At 61.4% G+C, this 16459-nt stretch carries 14 protein-coding genes and 1 pseudogene; 5 read left to right on the plus strand and 10 right to left on the minus strand.

The genetic code is table 11. The annotated features are described in order from the left end of the window. Positions 1 to 21: 21 nt before the first annotated feature. Positions 22 to 507: a flavin reductase family protein gene (locus VC35_RS26170; RefSeq protein WP_046043515.1), complete on the minus strand. Its 486-nt coding sequence runs from the start codon at positions 505 to 507 to the stop codon at positions 22 to 24. A gap of 323 nt (positions 508 to 830) precedes the next feature. Here VC35_RS26170 and VC35_RS29290 point away from each other — a divergent pair. Further along, a pseudogene (locus VC35_RS29290) lies at positions 831 to 1050 on the plus strand (cytosine permease); the annotation flags it as partial. 32 nt (positions 1051 to 1082) lie between these two features. On the opposite strand, the gene VC35_RS26175 reads toward VC35_RS29290, so the two are convergent. After that, positions 1083 to 1703, minus strand: coding sequence for a glutathione S-transferase family protein (locus VC35_RS26175; protein ID WP_046043517.1), 621 nt, complete (start codon positions 1701 to 1703; stop codon positions 1083 to 1085). Between the two features lie 356 nt (positions 1704 to 2059). Between VC35_RS26175 and VC35_RS26180 the strand changes: the two genes are divergently transcribed. Next, positions 2060 to 3385, plus strand: coding sequence for an OprD family porin (locus tag VC35_RS26180; protein WP_046043518.1), 1326 nt, complete (start codon positions 2060 to 2062; stop codon positions 3383 to 3385). A gap of 217 nt (positions 3386 to 3602) precedes the next feature. Here the strand turns inward: VC35_RS26180 and VC35_RS26185 are convergent, their stop codons facing one another. Next, positions 3603 to 5183, minus strand: coding sequence for a PQQ-binding-like beta-propeller repeat protein (locus VC35_RS26185; RefSeq protein ID WP_046043519.1), 1581 nt, complete (start codon positions 5181 to 5183; stop codon positions 3603 to 3605). A 335-nt stretch (positions 5184 to 5518) separates the two neighbouring features. Here VC35_RS26185 and VC35_RS26190 point away from each other — a divergent pair, with 335 nt between their 5' ends. Then, positions 5519 to 6619: a polyamine ABC transporter substrate-binding protein gene (locus VC35_RS26190; RefSeq protein ID WP_046043520.1), complete on the plus strand. Its 1101-nt coding sequence runs from the start codon at positions 5519 to 5521 to the stop codon at positions 6617 to 6619. 166 nt (positions 6620 to 6785) lie between these two features. Here the strand turns inward: VC35_RS26190 and VC35_RS26195 are convergent, their stop codons facing one another. Further along, positions 6786 to 7574, minus strand: a complete 789-nt coding sequence (locus VC35_RS26195) for an AraC family transcriptional regulator (RefSeq protein ID WP_046043536.1) — start codon at positions 7572 to 7574, stop codon at positions 6786 to 6788. 85 nt (positions 7575 to 7659) lie between these two features. On the opposite strand from VC35_RS26195, the gene VC35_RS26200 reads away from it, so the two are divergent. Next, positions 7660 to 8658 (plus strand): bile acid:sodium symporter family protein, encoded by a 999-nt coding sequence (locus VC35_RS26200; protein WP_046043537.1) that lies wholly within the window; start codon positions 7660 to 7662, stop codon positions 8656 to 8658. A gap of 45 nt (positions 8659 to 8703) precedes the next feature. On the opposite strand, the gene VC35_RS26205 is transcribed toward VC35_RS26200, so the two are convergent. From VC35_RS26205 to ribBA, 6 genes are all read right to left on the minus strand, one after another. Further along, a complete protein-coding gene (locus VC35_RS26205; protein WP_046043521.1) occupies positions 8704 to 10419 on the minus strand; it encodes an amidase in 1716 nt (571 codons plus the stop codon). Between the two features lie 264 nt (positions 10420 to 10683). Beyond that, on the minus strand, positions 10684 to 11838 hold the full coding sequence (locus tag VC35_RS26210; RefSeq protein WP_046043522.1) for an ABC transporter ATP-binding protein: 1155 nt from the start codon (positions 11836 to 11838) through the stop codon (positions 10684 to 10686). Between the two features lie 16 nt (positions 11839 to 11854). Next, positions 11855 to 12664, minus strand: a complete 810-nt coding sequence (locus VC35_RS26215) for an ABC transporter permease (protein WP_007976227.1) — start codon at positions 12662 to 12664, stop codon at positions 11855 to 11857. A 6-nt stretch (positions 12665 to 12670) separates the two neighbouring features. Next, positions 12671 to 13615 (minus strand): ABC transporter permease, encoded by a 945-nt coding sequence (locus VC35_RS26220; protein ID WP_046043523.1) that lies wholly within the window; start codon positions 13613 to 13615, stop codon positions 12671 to 12673. Further along, positions 13612 to 14637: an ABC transporter substrate-binding protein gene (locus VC35_RS26225; RefSeq protein ID WP_046043524.1), complete on the minus strand. Its 1026-nt coding sequence runs from the start codon at positions 14635 to 14637 to the stop codon at positions 13612 to 13614. Before VC35_RS26225 ends, VC35_RS26220 begins: the two co-directional genes overlap by 4 nt. A gap of 314 nt (positions 14638 to 14951) precedes the next feature. After that, positions 14952 to 16061, minus strand: a complete 1110-nt coding sequence (ribBA, locus tag VC35_RS26230) for a bifunctional 3,4-dihydroxy-2-butanone-4-phosphate synthase/GTP cyclohydrolase II (protein WP_046043525.1) — start codon at positions 16059 to 16061, stop codon at positions 14952 to 14954. A 70-nt stretch (positions 16062 to 16131) separates the two neighbouring features. Here ribBA and VC35_RS26235 point away from each other — a divergent pair, with 70 nt between their 5' ends. Then, a complete protein-coding gene (locus VC35_RS26235) occupies positions 16132 to 16428 on the plus strand; it encodes a DUF1330 domain-containing protein (protein ID WP_046043526.1) in 297 nt (98 codons plus the stop codon). The last annotated feature ends 31 nt before the right edge of the window (positions 16429 to 16459 follow it).

Below are 16459 nucleotides of genomic sequence, written 5' to 3' on the forward strand. Positions count from 1 at the left end.
TGTGGCTGTCATGTGATCGCTTCAGGCCAGAACGGGCAGGGCACCCATCTTGCCGTGGCAATACACCAGCGGGCCGGCATTCTGGTTGGGCACGATCAGGTTTTTCACCGCGCCGACCATGATGGCGTGGTCGCCGCCTTCATATTCGCGCCACAGTTCACATTCGATGACCGCCGTGGCGTTGGCCAGAATCGGGTTGCCCAGCTCGCTCAGCGTCCACTCGATCCCCTGGGCCTTGTCCTTGCCTTTGCGCGCGAAGGCATAGGCTTCGTTCTGCTGGCCGCCGGACAGCACGTGGATGGCAAAACGTTTGTTCTTGATCAGGACCGGGTAGGAATCGGAGCTGTAGTTGGGGCAGAACAGCACCAGGGCCGGGTCCATCGACAGCGAACTGAAGGCGCTGGCGGTCAGGCCGACGATTTGCCCATCGTCATCCAAGGTGGTGATCACGGTCACTCCGGACGGGAACGAACCCATGACTTGTTTGTAGATGGCGGCATCGATCATTGGACGGTCCTCGGGTGGTGTGACGCGTTTTTATGTATTTGTAGGTCTGATGGTATACCGTAATACATCGATTGCAAGGTCTTTTTAGGTGAACTGATAAACGTAATGTTTTCGTCTGAAACCCAATGATTACGGGGCTTTAAGCTAGCAAGCGCTGGCGCGGTTCGGGCAGGATGCCGGCTCAAATGCTTGTTCAAAGACCGGATCGGTCTTGTTTGACGTTTGGGATGCCATAATATGGTCTGCATCTGAGGGGCGGCCAGAGAGTCCCCCCGGTTTGGCTTCATACAAAGATAAGAACAGACAAACTGGAGTTCATGCACATGTCCCAGATGTCCCGGCAAGATCCGTTCATCGAGAACCACACGGTCGACTACGTTCCACTCGCAGAGCGCCACGGGAAGGCCCGCGATCTGTTCACCCTGTGGTTCAGCACCAACATCGCGCCACTGCCCATCGTCACCGGCGCCATGGTGGTCCAGGTGTTCCACCTCAACCTGTTCTGGGGTTTGCTGGCGATTGCCCTCGGGCACATGGTCGGCGCTTTGTTGGGCATTTTTGTTTTCGGCAACCGCTCAGGAATGCTTGAACGCATTCAGACCGCGTTGTACCGCCGGCCTGGCTTCGACCGAGTCAAACCAGCGCGAAAGTTGCGGAAGCTCTTGCCATTCCAGTCGATCACGGAACGCTGTGACGATGGTGAACGCCGAAATGTCGGCCATGGAGAACTGCTCTCCAGCCATGAAGTCGGCAGTCAGAAAACTTTCCGCGTAAGTCAGTTGCTCGATCACCCGCAGATCGATGATCGCCGCTGCCTTGTCCTGCCCCGCCTGGTGCAGGAAAAAGGCGGCATGGCTGGGGGCGATGACATCGGTGACGAAAAAGAAATAGCGGTCGATCACCCGGGTGCGTGCAGGTCCCGGCTGCGCCGGTGCCAGCCTTCCGGGTGCAATGGAATCGGCGTACTGGATGATGGCGTTGGACTGGTTGATGACCAGCATCGGCGTTGGCCCGTGATCGATCAGGGTCGGGACTTTCCCGGCCGGGTTAAGCGCCAGGAAGGCCGGGCCACGGTGTTCCTGTGCGTACAGGTCGAGCCTGCGTGCGGTGTAGGCGATGCCCGACTCTTCCAGGGCAATCGCTGCCCGCAGGCTGTTGCCGGTGTTCGCGCCGTACAGTTCGATTTGATCGTTCATGGGTCATTGCTCTTGTTGGGACATGCAAGCAGTCACCGAACACCGCCGATGATGTCAGTATGATGAAAATCCGCCGCACCGATATACAAAAACAGTGATCGTCCATACCCCTGCGCGACAAGGCTTATCCCTGTACGAAAACTACTTTCACCGCGTTTGATAATAGCCTCTCGAAATGTTTTAAGAGTTTCACAAGCCAGCCAGTCAACCCTCACCTCGAACGTCCGATGACTCATGTCACTCAGCGAGCGCGCCTGTTTTTGCGTCCGTATTGAGCGCTGTTGCGTGGGCGGCAATCGGGGCCTGCCTGGCGGTGAAACCTTCAAATAACGATAAGAAACACCCAGGAGCACCCTATGTTCAAACGAGCGATTCCCACCGCAGTCCTGCTGGCCACCACTTCGGTGTGCGCACAGGCGGCTGACACCGCAGGTCATGGTTTTCTGGAAGACAGCAAGGCCAGCCTTTCGATGCGCACCCTGTACTTCAACAGCGACAATCGCGATGGCAGCGCTGTCCCTTCGAAAACTGAAGAAGCGGCCCAGGGTTTCGTGTTGCGCTATGAGTCCGGGTTTACGCAGGGCGCGGTGGGGTTCGGGCTCGATGCTCAGGCATTGCTCGGCATCACACTGGACAGCGGAGCGGGGCGTCACGTCGGTAGCGGCATGATTCCTTCCGACGGTGACGGCGCGGCCGACGCCTGGAGCAGCTTCGGCCCTACGGCGAAGATGCGGGTATCCAAAACTGAATTTCGCTACGGCACCTTGCTGCCGAAGTTGCCGATCCTGCTGGCGAACGATGCCCGTGTGTTGCCGCAATCGTTTACCGGAGCGCAGGTTACCTCGAACGACATCGATGGTCTGACGTTGACCAGCGGTGTACTGGAGCACGCGGTAGGGCGCGCCTCGACGGACCGCACAGGCTTGTCGGTCGCCGGCAGCACGCAGGACAGCAACAAGTTTTACTACGCCGGCGGTGACTACAACCTCACCAAAACGCTTAAGACCCAGTACTACTTCGCGCAGCTGGAAGACTTCTACAACCAGAACTTTCTCGGCCTGACGCACATCCTGTCCATCGACAGCGCAAGCTCACTGACCACCGACCTGCGCTACTTCCGCACCACCTCGAGCGGTGCCAACAGCTCTGCCTCCGGCCGCGCGCAAGGTTATCGGGTGTCGGGCTACACCGACGACAACGACGGTGAAATCGACAACAGCACCTGGGCTGCGATGGTCACCTACACCCATGGCGGGCACGCGGTGTCGGTGGGGCATCAACGGGTGGGCGATGGCAGCAACTTTGTCCAGCCCAACCAGGGCAGCCTGGTGGACAAGGGGGCGGGCGGCGGCAGTGTCTACCTGCCCACCGACAAGATGATCCAGAACTTTGCCCGGGCCGGCGAGCAGACCAATTTCGGGCAATACACCTACGACTTCGCGCCCTTGGGCGTGCCGGGCCTGAAAGCCTCGATCGTGTATCTGAAGGGCACGGACATCAAGGCGCAAAACGCCAGTGACCAGTCAGAGTGGGAGCGCGACATGACCCTTGACTATGTGTTGCAGTCAGGCACGTTCAAGGGGGTGGGGTTCACACTGCGTAACGCCAAGTCCAATACCGATGCCGGGCGCAATGTGGATCAGAACCGGTTCATCATCAATTACACCTTGTCGTTGTTGTAGGTGAGCAAAGCGATAGAACAGACGGTTGATTGTGGCGAGGGAGCTTGCTCCCGCTCGGCTGCGCAGCAGTCGCTATCCGGACAACCCGTTCTGACTGAGTTGAGATGGCGTGCGTTGGGGCCGCTTCGCGGCCCAGCGGGAGCAAGCTCCCTCGCCACAGGTGTAGTGTTGTTCGACAGGGCCGGGTCTATTTTCGGCCCGGCTCACTTCACGGTTGCTACTTCTTGCTCAACTGCGGCTGCTCCTTCGCCGCATTCACACCCTTGTCCCAAAGCGCAACCAACCCACCGAAAGTCCCGACATAGGCCGTTCCATCCGGTGCAAGTGTGATCGGCGACCAGTTGTTGTCGAAGGCCTGACCGACCCCGCTCAGCGCCTTGAATCGGGTCTGGCCGCTGTCGAAATCCAGCGCCGTCAGGTACCAGGCGTTTTCGCCGTCGGGCTGCGGCTCGAAGGTGTAGAAGTACAAAAGGCCGTTGCTCACCGAGAGTTTGGGAACCACCGATGGCGAACGCTCCTTCGATTCCCAGATCCGGTCGCAGCCCGACTCATCAGTGCGGATATCGATGCGACTGATGCCGCCGTGCACGGCCTGCCAGTCCTTCTGCGCGAAGGCGCTGGTGTAGCCGGCGTTGTTCTCGAGGATGATCGAGCGACCCCAGCCGATGGCCGAGTTGTCGGTGGCCGAGGCATTGTTGTCGAACACCGGCAGCTTGCAGATCAGGCGATTGCCGGCGTAGTCCTGTTCGCGACGGTAGACCAGCAGGTTGATGCGCCCGTCGCTGTTGTCGGTGATGGTGACGTAGCGCTCGCCCAGCAGGGTCGGGGTGGTACCGCTGCCCTGATTGATCGCCCCGACCTTGCGCCCGGTGCCACGGTCGTACACTTCGCGCCAGTCTTGCACGGGCTTGCCCTCGGCATCGGCGGCGAAGCGGTACATGGCGTGATCAGACACCAGATAGACACCGTCGACCGCCACCGACATGCCGTTCTGGATTTCTTCGTTGGCCAGTTGAATGCCCTGAACCTTGCCGGTGTCGGGATTCAGGGTGCCGATACGGCCACGCCGGGTGATCCACCAGATCAAGCCCTGGTGATCGGGCATGACCCCGGTGATGGGGTCGCATTCGCCTTTGGCAAACCAGTTGGTGGGCCGCACACAATCGTGGGGAACCTTATCGCTCAGGTCCCAGTTGTCGACCTCTTCGAACGACCACGCACCGGATTCATCCTGACGATGCACGACGCGCTGGATGTGCTGCTCGGCATCGGCGATGACCACGCGATTCTGTTCGTCGACATAGAAATAGGCGCCGGAGGTGTCCGCCATGATCTTGTCCGGGTCCAGGGTAATCAGCGCGTGGAAAGTCGACGGACGCGGCGGCAGCGGGTAGCGGGCCAGCAGCTTGAGAGTACGCGGTTCCAGCAGTTGCAGTTCGAACTGCATCAGGTTGGCGCACAGCACCACCAGGCGACCCTGCTGGTCGAAGGTATGAATCGGGCACATGCCGCCGGGTTTGCGACTGCCGTCACGGCTGCTCACTTGCATGTCGCCGCCCAATGGACCGGGGCCGGGGTGCGTGTCGGAACTGTAGCCATCGGCATGCATGTAGCTGCTGCCGTTGCTGGCCATGAAGGGGTTGGCAGGCACGGCGCCGCTCAGCGGTCGTGCGACAGCGGCGCTACCGATCAATGCAGTGGCATTGCCCGTGCTGGCCAGCGGTTGTGGGTCATAGGGTTCGGAACAGGCACTGAGCAGGCCGAGCAGGGGCAGGGCAAGCAGGAGTGGAGCACGCATCGAAGCCTCGCGATCTTGTTATTGGTGTGATGCGCAATAAGCAGCAAGGAGACTGCCCGGGCATCGGCTGTTTGGACTAACCCTTGGTGAAGTGCCTCGCGCCGCTGATCAATGCGGACAGGTATTTTGGCCATTTCGGTCTCCTTTTGGCCTGCCTCACGCTGTGAACCCGCGACGCCGTCAGCAAGAATCAGACGCGGGTGGCTGAGTCGGCCACCCAGGATGAAAACCACAACCAAACGCTTCACTTCCTTGCCCTTGGCTATTTTCAAGGCCGCTGCCGTGTACAGAACATAAAAACCATCGAACTCACGCCACACTTGGGGAAATGATCCATGGACTCAATGAAACGCATACTGGGCGCCACCGTTTGCGGACTGTCGCTGCTGGCCAGCGCGGTGCACGCCGAACAGCACGAATTGCGGGTGTACAACTGGGCGGACTACATCCTGCCGTCCGTGCCCAAGGATTTCGCCAAGGACACCGGGATCAAGGTGACTTGGGACACCTTCGACACCAACGAGTCCCTGGAGGCCAAGTTGCTCACCGGTAACTCCGGTTACGACCTGGTGGTGCCGTCGAACCAGTTCATCGAAACCCAGATCAAGGCGGGCGTGTTCCAGAAACTCGACAAGTCCAAGCTGCCGAACTGGTCGCACCAGGACCCTGCATTGCTCAAGCTGCTGGACAAGAACGACCCGGGCAACCAGTACGGCGTGCCCTACATGTACGGCACCGTGCTGATCGGCTTCAACCCGGCCAAGGTCAAGGCGGCGCTGGGCGAGAATGCGCCGGTGGACAGCTGGGACCTGGTGTTCAAGCCCGAGAACATGGAGAAGCTCAAGGCCTGTGGCGTCGCCATGCTCGACTCGCCGTCGGAGATCCTGCCGCTGGCCCTGCATTACCTGGGCCTGGACCCGAACAGCCAGAACCCGGATGACTACGAAAAAGCCAAGGCGCTGATGCTCAAGGTTCGCCCTTACGTCACCTACTTCAACTCCGCCAAGTACATGACCGACATCGCCAACGGCGATATCTGCGTGGCCATCGGTTACTCCGGCAGTTTCTATCAATTCGGCAATCGCGCCAAAGAGGCGGGCAACGGTGTGGTCGTGGACTGGCGCCTGCCGAAAGAGGGCGCGCCGATCTGGTTCGACACCTTCGCCATCCCGAAAAGTGCGAAGAACGTCGCCGAGGCCCACGAATTCCTCAACAACCTGCTGGACCCGAAAGTCATCGCGCCGATCAGCGACTTCCTCGGTTACCCGAATGCCAACAAGGACTCGCTGGCGCTGATCGACAAGGACATCACCGGCAACCCGAACCTGACACCGACCAGCGAGGCCTTGAAGACGCTGTACGTCGTGCAGCCATTGCCGCAAAAGCTTGAGCGGGTGCGTACCCGGGTCTGGACCAGCATCAAGTCCGATCAGTAACACCGAGAGATTGTGTGAGATCCCTGTAGGAGCGAGCCTGCTCGCGAAGGCGTAGTGTCAGTCAATACATGTGTCGACTGATCCACCGCCATCGCGAGCAAGCTCGCTCCCACAGGGTTTTGTGTCGAGTACAGATTCTGTGTACACCCATGGCCCTGTGCTGGGCTCAGCGAAAAAACTCCCCCGGTGTTTCGCCGAACTGCTGGCGGAAGGCAGCGATAAACGCCGACGTCGAGTCGTAGCCACAGGACAGCGCGACGTCGGTCACGCGCTCGCCCTGTTCCAGTGGCGTCAGGGCGCCGAGCAGGCGCAAGCGCTGGCGCCAGGCGCGAAAGGTCAGGCCGGTGTCGCGCAGGAACAGGCGACTGAGGGTTTTCTCGGTGACCCCGAATTGGTCGCTCCAGTGACTGAGGGTGGTCTGTTGCTCCGGGTGCGACTCCAGGCTCTGCGCGATTTGCCGTAATCGGCTGTCCTGGGGCAGGGGCAGCATCAAATCGATTTGTGGCGCCTGCGCCAATTGATCCAGAATCACCTGGGCCAACCGGCCATGCGGACCGTTCTGATCGTATTCCACCGGTATCTGACTGAAGGCGCGGATCAACTCGCGCAACAAATCGCTAACCCCCAACACATGACAGCCCGGCGGCGCCCATGTCGAAACGCTGCAATCGATGTACAGGCTGCGCATTTCCGTGCGCGGCGAGCTGAACACCCGGTGCGGCATGCCCGCCGGAATCCACACCGCCCGCTCTGGTGGGGCGACGAAACGCCCGACGCCGGTCTGTATTTCGAGTACGCCCTGAATTGCATAAGAAAGCTGCACCCACGGGTGGCTGTGGCGCCGGGTCAGGGCGCGATTGGGCAGCGATTCGGTACGGCCGTAGAGCGGTCGTGGCAGGCTGGACAGCCCGGGAATACTGCGTCGAACACTCTTGTCATGTCCTTTAGGCGGCATCAGCTGGCTCATCGGCGTTAGTCGGTAATTCCCAGTCACGTTAGAGTCGTTTTCACGTACTGGCAACCCCCGGATGATCAACCCCATGACTCGCCCCCGTCTGTTACCCGACAACTTCACCCTGACCCTGATCGGCGTAGTGACGCTCGCCAGCCTGCTGCCCGCCAGCGGCCAGGTCGCGGTCGGTTTTGGCTGGCTGACTAACATCGCCATCGCGCTGCTGTTTTTCCTGCATGGCGCCAAGCTGTCCCGCGAATCGATCATTGCCGGTGCCGGACACTGGCGCCTGCATTTGCTGGTGTTCAGCCTGACCTTCGTGCTGTTCCCGCTGCTCGGCCTGGCGCTCAAGCCGCTGCTGTCGCCGCTGATCGGCAATGACCTGTACATGGGCATGCTTTACCTGTGCGCGCTGCCTGCCACGGTGCAGTCGGCGATTGCCTTTACTTCGCTGGCGCGGGGCAACATCCCGGCGGCGATTTGCAGCGCGGCGGCGTCCAGCCTGTTCGGGATTTTCCTCACGCCGTTGCTGGTGACCCTGCTGTTGAACGTGCACGGCGAAGGCTCCTCGACTCTCGACGCCATCCTCAAGATCAGCGTGCAGTTGCTGCTGCCGTTCATTGCCGGGCAAATCGCGCGGCGCTGGATCGGCAATTGGGTGGCGCGCAACAAGAGCTGGTTGAAGTTCGTCGATCAGGGCTCGATTCTGCTGGTGGTCTACGGTGCGTTCAGCGAGGCGGTAATCGAAGGCCTCTGGCACCAGATTCCGTTGCTGGATCTGGTTGGGCTGGTGGTGGCGTGCTGCGTGGTCCTGGCGCTGGTGCTGGTGGCCTCGACCGTACTGGGCAAGGCATTCGGTTTCAACCAGGAAGACCGCATCACCATTCTCTTCTGCGGTTCGAAGAAAAGCCTGGCGACCGGGGTGCCGATGGCGCAGGTGTTGTTTGCCGGTAGCACCATTGGCTTGCTGATCTTGCCATTGATGCTGTTCCACCAGATTCAACTGATGGTCTGTGCGATGTTGGCGCAGCGTTATGCCAACCGACCGGAATCGATTCCGGAACTGATGGCCCAGGTTGATCCCTGATTTGCCAGCCGTGGCGGCTCGAGTGAGCCGCCACGGTCTTACCGGTTAGCGCTTGTCAGCGACCAATGGCGGGGTACGCGGTGGGATCATGCGCTTGCTGCCGGTCGACTCGAACGCCGACGCCAGGTGCAGCAGCGAAGAGTCGTCATAGGCGCGCCCGGCAAACGTCAGGCCGACCGGCATGCCGATGTCCGGCATCACGCCCATCGGCACGGTGACCGTCGGCACGCCGAGGTGACGGATGGCGAGGTTGCCATTGGCGACCCACACGCCGTTGCTCCAGGCGATATCCGCCGATTGCGGATCGACATCGGCATTTGCCGGGCCTACATCGGCAACCGTCGGGAACAGCACCGCGTCGAGGCCCAGGCGATCCATCCAGTCTTCCAGATCGATCTTGCGGGTTTTTTCCAGCCCGCGCAGGCCGTCCGGCATCGTGCTGATCTGGTCCCACGGGGTGATGCCGCGTTCGGCCATGCGCACGTATTCATCCATGCCGGCGACCAGGTCGCCCTCGCGGTTGGGCAGGGTGCCCGGGTCGTGAGGGAAGATCTGCGGGCCGTCGACATCCACCAGACGATTCAGTTTCGGATCGCCGTTGGCTTGCAGGAAATCATCGAACGCCCAGGCGGTCAGGTCCCACAGTTCATGGTGTAAAAATTCCTTGGAAACGATGCCGCGATTGAACACGGTCGGCGCGCCAGGGCGATCGCCTTCGCAATTGGAGACCAACGGGAAGTCCACTTCGAGCACTTCGGCGCCCGCGGCTTCGAGGGCCTTGCGCGCCTGTTCCCAGAGCCCGATCACCGAAGGACGGGTGTTGATGCGTTGGCCAGTCGGCCCACCGATGCCCGGTGCTTCGGAAGTGCCGGCTTCAGGGTCGGCGTTGATGTACATGCGTGGAATGCCGAACTTCTTGCCTTTGAGCGCTTCGCTGTTGGCGGCCAGTGCGGCGTAGGATTTGGGGCGCACCAAGGACGAGCTCGGGATCGGCACCCAGGGTTGCAGGCGCCACAGGTCGCCACGGGTGTCCGGGTCATCGGCCACTACCACGTCGAGCACTTCCAGCAGGTCAGCCATGGTCCGGGCGAACGGCACAACCACGTCCATGGTCGGGGTCAACGGCCAGTTGCCCCGCACTGAGATCACCCCGCGTGAAGGGGTGTAGGCACACAAGCCATTGTTCGAGGCCGGGCCACGACCGCTCGACCAGGTTTCTTCCGCCAGGCCGAAGGCCGCGAAACTCGCGGCAGTGGCAGTACCCGCGCCGTTCGACGAACCGGAGGCGAATGGGGCGGTGAGGTAGTCAGCGTTGTACGGACTCTCGGCGCGGCCGTAGACGCCGCGCTGCATCCCGCCGTTGGCCATCGGCGGCATGTTGGTCTTGCCCAGGCAGATGGCCCCGGCGGCGCGCAGGCGTTCGATGGTGAACGCGTCGCGATAGGCGACCAGGTCCTTGAAGGCCGGGCTGCCGGAAGCGGCGGTGAGGCCCTTGACCAGATAGCTGTCCTTGGCGGTGTAAGGGATACCGTCCAGTGCTCCCAGGGTCTGGCCCTTGGCGCGACGGGCGTCGGACGCTTGCGCTTCGGCGAGCGCCTCGGGGTTGCGAACCACGACGGCGTTCAATGCGGTAGGCGTTTCGGGGCCGTCATAGGCGTCGATCCGCGCGAGATAAGCCTGGACCAGTTCAACCGAGGTGGTCTGGCCGGATTCGAGCGCGGCGCGCAGCTCGGCAATGGAAACTTCGGTAACTTCGATCATGCTGCCACCGCCGCTTGCAGGTGGAGGGTCCCAAACACTTCACTTTTCTCGAAATGGACTTTCATATCGTTATTCTCGTTGCACTGTGTGGCACGACAGGGTCGGGTGTTAAAAATACTGAGCACTATTTAGCATTAAACCGGGATTTTAGGAATCCGTTGTCCAATTTATCTTACAGGTGACAGAAAAAAGGCCACCACAACCCGACGTTGTGGTGGCCCGAGGGTGACTCATTATAGTGGCCCGCACGCGCAGGCCAAAGGATCAGTGAGCGCCGGCGGCCTTGTTCAGGTCGCTTTCGGTCCATTCGGTGTACACGCAGGCATCGGCGGTGGCCCAGCGCACTCGCACCGGGTCGCCGGCCTTGAGCGGCATGCCGGCGGCTGACAGCGCCTTGACCGTCATCGAGGTGCCGCCAGCGGTGATCACGCTGCAGGTCTGGCTTTCGCCGAGAAACAACACTTCCACGACCTTGGCCGAGACTTCGTTCCAGCCGGCGGCCAGCGGTTCGGCAAGGGCTTGTTCATTGCTCAGGGCCAGGGCTTTTTCCGGACGCACCATCAACAGCACGTCCTGATCGGTTTGCAGGCCGGCGGTGAGTCGGATCGACAGCGGTTGCCCTTCGAAGGTCGCCACCGCATTACCCTGGGCCTTGAGCTTGAGGAAGTTCGAGTTGCCGAGGAACGAGGCGACAAAGGCGTTCGGCGGATTCTGGTACAGGTCATAGCCGCTGCCCAGGCCGACGATCTTGCCGTGACTGAAAATCGCGATGCGCTGGGACAGGCGCATGGCTTCTTCCTGATCGTGGGTCACGTAGACGATGGTGATGCCCAGGCGCCGATGCAGCTGGCGCAGTTCATCCTGCAAGTCTTCGCGCAGTTTTTTGTCCAGCGCACCGAGGGGTTCGTCCATCAGCAGGATGCGCGGCTCATAGACCAGCGCCCGGGCAATGGCGACCCGTTGCTGCTGGCCACCGGAGAGTTGCGAAGGGCGGCGATGGGCAAATTGCTCAAGCTGCACCAGTTTGAGCATCGCATCGACCCGACGCTCACGCTCGGCGGCGGCCAGTTTGCGGATGGCCAACGGGAACGCGATGTTGTCGCGTACCGACAGGTGCGGGAACAACGAATAGCGCTGGAACACCATGCCGATGTCGCGTTTGTGCGGCGGCACGTTCACCAGCGACTGGCCGTTGACCAGGATCTCGCCGCTGCTCGGGGTTTCGAAGCCGGCCAGCATCGACAGCGTGGTGCTTTTGCCCGAGCCGCTGGAGCCGAGGAAGGTGAGGAATTCACCGTCCTTGATGTCCAGCGAGATGTTGTCCACGGCGGCAAAGTCGCCGTAGTGCTTGTTCAGGTTACGCAAGCTGACCAGGGGTTTGTCATTTTGCTGCGCGGAATCTTTGATCACTGCACTCATGTCGTACTCCTGGCGCTCAAGCGCTGATTTCGTTGCGCCGGCGCAGAGCGGCGGCGATCACCATGACCAATACCGAGAGGCCGATCAGCAGCGTCGAAGCGACGGCGATCACGGGCGTCAGGTCCTGGCGCAGGGTGGTCCACATTTTCACGGGAAGGGTTTGCAGGGTCGGGCTGGCCATCATCACGCTCAGCACCACTTCATCCCACGAGACGAGGAAGGCGAAGAGGGCGCCGGCCACCATGCCCGGACGGATCGCCGGGAAGGTCACCTTGAACACCGCTTGCAGGCGCGAGGCGCCGCAGATCACCGCCGCATCCTCGATCGACTGATCGAACAGCTTCAGCGAGTTGATGATCGAGATGATGGTGAACGGCAACGCGACGATCACATGGCTGACCACGAAGGCGAACATGGTCCCGGTGTAACCCAGTTTCAGGAACAGCGCGTACACCGCCACGGCGATGATCACCAGCGGCACGATCATCGGCAGGGTGAACAGGCCGTAGAGCATTTCCCGGCCGGGGAAGCGGCCACGCACCAGGGCGAACGCGGTTGGCAGGCCCAAAGCGACGGCGAAGAACGTAGTCAGCACCGCGACCTTGAGGCTGGCCATGGCCGCGTTCATCCAGTCGGCATTGGAGAAGAACTGGCCGTACCATTTCAGCGTCCAGCCCGGTGGCGGGAACACCAGCCATTGCGACGATCCGAACGACAGCAGCACGATGAACACGATCGGCAGCAGCAGGAACAGACCGATCAGCCCGGTGGTGGCATACAGGCCGAAGCGCATGCGCCGGCTCATGGCATTGGGGGTCAGGAGCATAACGGCTTACCTCGCGTTGCTGGCGCCAACCGGTGATTCCGGCTGGAGCTTCAGGTAGAAGTAGAACAACACCAGCGTGATCACGATCAGCAACGCGGCGCCGGCGCTGGCCAGGCCCCAGTTGAGGAACGACTGCACCTGCTGAATGATGAACTCGGGCAGCATCATGTTCTGCGCACCGCCCAGCAGTGCGGGGGTCACGTAGTAACCGAGGGACATCACGAACACCATCAGGCCGCCGGAGAACAGTCCCGGCCGGCACAGCGGCAGGAACACCCGGAAGAAGTTGGTCCAGGGGCTGGCGCCGCAGATCGAACCGGCCTGCAAAATCATCGGGTCGATGGCCTGCATGGTCGCCTGCAACGGCAGCACGATGAACGGGATCATGATGTAGCTCATGCCGATCACCACGCCGGTGAGGTTGTGCACCATCTCCAGCGGCTGATCGATGATGCCCATGGCCATCAACGCCTTGTTGATCACCCCGGAGGCTTGCAGCAGCACCAGCCAGGAGTAGGTGCGGGCGAGCAGGCTGGTCCACATCGACAGCAGCACGATGCTGAGGATCCAGCGACCCCAGCCACGGGGTACCAGGGTGATCGCCCAGGCCAGCGGGAAGCCCAGCAACAGGCTGAACAGGGTCACCAGGCCAGCCACCGAGAAGGTGTTGAGCAAGACCCGGGCATAGGCCGAGTTGGCGAACAGTTGTTCGTAGTTGCCCAGGCCCGGCACCGGTTCCAGCACGCCGCGCAGCAGCAGGCCAATCAACGGCGCCAGAAAGAACAGGCCAAGAAACAGCAGGGCGGGCACCAGGTTGCTCGCGCCACGCCAGCGCTGCGCCAGGGAAGGAGATTGCGTCATCACAGCTGCCTTGGCAGGCGCCGAACCGGCAGCGCCCGTGGCGCTCCCGGTGGCAGTGGATGGACGAGACGCGGTTGCCGTCATTTTCATTTGACCAGCCATTCGTTCCACCGTGTCGCGATGGCCGGACCGTTCTTGGCCCAGTACGCGAAATCAAGAGTGATCTGATCCTTTGCGTAAGCGGTCGGCAGGTTCGGGGCCAGCACCGAGTCCAGGCGCTGTACGCTGTCGACGTTGACCGGGGCGTAGGCGGTCAGGTTGGAGAAGTCCGCCTGGCCCTTGGCACTGCTGGCGTTGGCCAGGAACTTCATCGCCGCGTCCTTGTTTTTCGAACCCTTGGGAATGACCAGGATGTCGGCCATGACCAGGTTCTGCTTCCAGCTTACGCCGACCGGAGCGCCGTCTTCTTGTAGCGCGTGAATCCGGCCGTTCCAGAACTGGCCCATGCTCGCTTCACCGGAGGCCAGCAGCTGCTGCGACTGCGCACCGCCGCCCCACCAGACGATGTCTTTCTTGATGGTGTCGAGCTTTTTGAAGGCGCGGTCCAGGTCCAGCGGGTAGAGCTTGTCGGCAGGTACGCCATCGGCCAGCAGTGCCAATTCGAGCACGCCAGGGCTTGGCCATTTGTAGAGGGCGCGTTTGCCGGGGTAGGTCTTGGTGTCGAACAGCGCGGACCAGTCCTGAGGCTTGTTGGCGCCGAGCTTGCCTTCGTTGTAGCCGAGGACGAAGGAGAAGAAGAACGAGCCGACGCCGTGATCGCTGACGAAGCGCGGGTCGATCTTGTCGCGATCAATGACTTTGAAATCGAGGGGTTCGAGCAAGCCTTCGGAGGCGGCGCGCAGGGCGAAGTCGGCTTCGACGTCGACCACGTCCCACTGCACGTTGCCGCTTTCGACCATGGCCTTGAGCTTGCCGTAGTCGGTCGGACCATCCTGCACCACGGTGATGCCGCTGGCCTTGCTGAACGGGTCGGCCCAGGCCTGCTTCTGCGCATCCTGGGTGCTGCCGCCCCAACTGACGAAGTTGACGCTTTCAGCCGCCAGCAATGCCTGGCTGGTCACGCTCAGCAGTCCCGCAAAAAGAACTGCGGTCGCACGTTTGTTCAACACCATTTTCACGCCCTCATTGTTGTGTTTATGAGCGGGGCTTTTGTGCCCGCCTATCGGGAGCAGTAGGTCCGGCGAGTCAGTGCTGACTGTCCGGTCTATGGAATATCATATTATGGTATTCCAAACTTTGTGCAAGCACTTTGCCGTACCGGCTATCAGCCGAAAGCGAATATTTTGTTGCTCAAGTGAGCATGACTGTGGCGAGGGAGCTTGCTCCCGCTGGGTCGCGGAGCGGCCCCAAAAAGGACTGCTGCGCAGTCCAACGGGAGCAAGCTCCCTCGCCACAGGCAAGCCCCTACATTGGAGGAAACTCGGAATCACTCGGTGAATGGAATACTCTCCACCACCTCCAGGTCATACCCGGTCAAGCCCGCATACTTCAGCGGCGGCCCGAGGTGACGAAGCTTGCCGACACCCAGGTTCTGCAGGATCTGCGCACCGGTGCCCACTTCCGAATAAATCCGTGACTGCGAACGGCTGAACTGCCGGGGCGGCTGGGTCAATTGCGGTACCCGCTCGAGCAACGCCTGGGAGGATTCGTGATTGGCCAGTACCACCACCACGCCGTGGCCTTCGGCGGCGACACGCTGCAAGGCGGCCCACAGCGTCCAGTTGGTCGGCCCGCTGTATTCGGCGCCGACCAGGTCGCGCAATGGGTCGATCACATGCACGCGCACCAGTGTCGGTTGCTCGCGGCGCAGATCGCCCATGACCATGGCCATGTGGACACCGCCTTCGATGCGATCCTCAAAGGTGATCAGACGAAAGGTGCCGTGCACCGTCGGCAGGTCACGCTCACCGATGCGCACGATGGTGTGCTCGGTGCTCAGGCGATAGTGGATCAGGTCGGCGATGGTGCCGATCTTGATCCCGTGCTTGCGCGCGAACACTTCCAGGTCCGGGCGCCGGGCCATGGTGCCGTCGTCGTTCATCACTTCGACGATCACCGAGGCGGGCGTATGGCCGGCCAGGCGTGCCAGGTCGCAGCCGGCTTCGGTATGGCCGGCGCGGGTCAGCACGCCACCTTCCCGGGCGCGCAACGGGAAGATATGGCCGGGTTGCACGATGTCGGCGGGGCCGGCATGGGCGGCGACGGCAGCGGCCACGGTGCAGGCGCGATCTGCTGCGGAGATACCGGTGGTCACGCCGACGGCGGCCTCGATGGACACGGTGAAGGCGGTGCTGAACACGCTGCCGTTGCTCGGCACCATCTGCTCCAGGCCCAGGCGTTTGCAGTGTTCGTCGGTCAAGGTCAGGCAGATCAGGCCCCGGGCTTCACGGGCCATGAAGCTGATCGCCTCGGGCGTGCAGCAGTCGGCGGCCAGCAACAGGTCGCCTTCGTTTTCCCGGTCTTCGTCGTCGACCAGCAGGACCATTTTGCCGAGGCGGTAATCTTCGATGATTTCTTCGATGCTGTTGAAGGCCATGCTGGAGTCTCAGTGTTTGTTGGATTGGTAATGTGGTATACCATAATACAAAATAAACCGAGAGGTCACTATGAAGGCGTACTGGATTGCTCATGTGGATATCACCGACCCTGATCAATACAGCCAATACACTCAACGGGCGCCGCAGGCGTTTGCTCTGTATGGCGGTCGGATTCTGGCTCGCGGTGGGCGCAGTGAGGCGATGGAAGGCCGGCCTACGCCGCAACGCAGTGTGGTGATTGAGTTCGATTCCTATGAGCAGGCGGTGGCGTGCTATCACTCGGCGTTGTATCAGGAGGCTAGGGGGCACCGTGAGGGTGTGGCTTTGGCTGAGGTGATTATTGTCGAGGGTGTGGAGCCGCTCTGAAAAGCGACTGAGTACATATCCGTTTCTGCGG

Source organism: Pseudomonas fluorescens (assembly GCF_000967965.1).
GTDB lineage: Bacteria > Pseudomonadota > Gammaproteobacteria > Pseudomonadales > Pseudomonadaceae > Aquipseudomonas > Aquipseudomonas grandcourensis.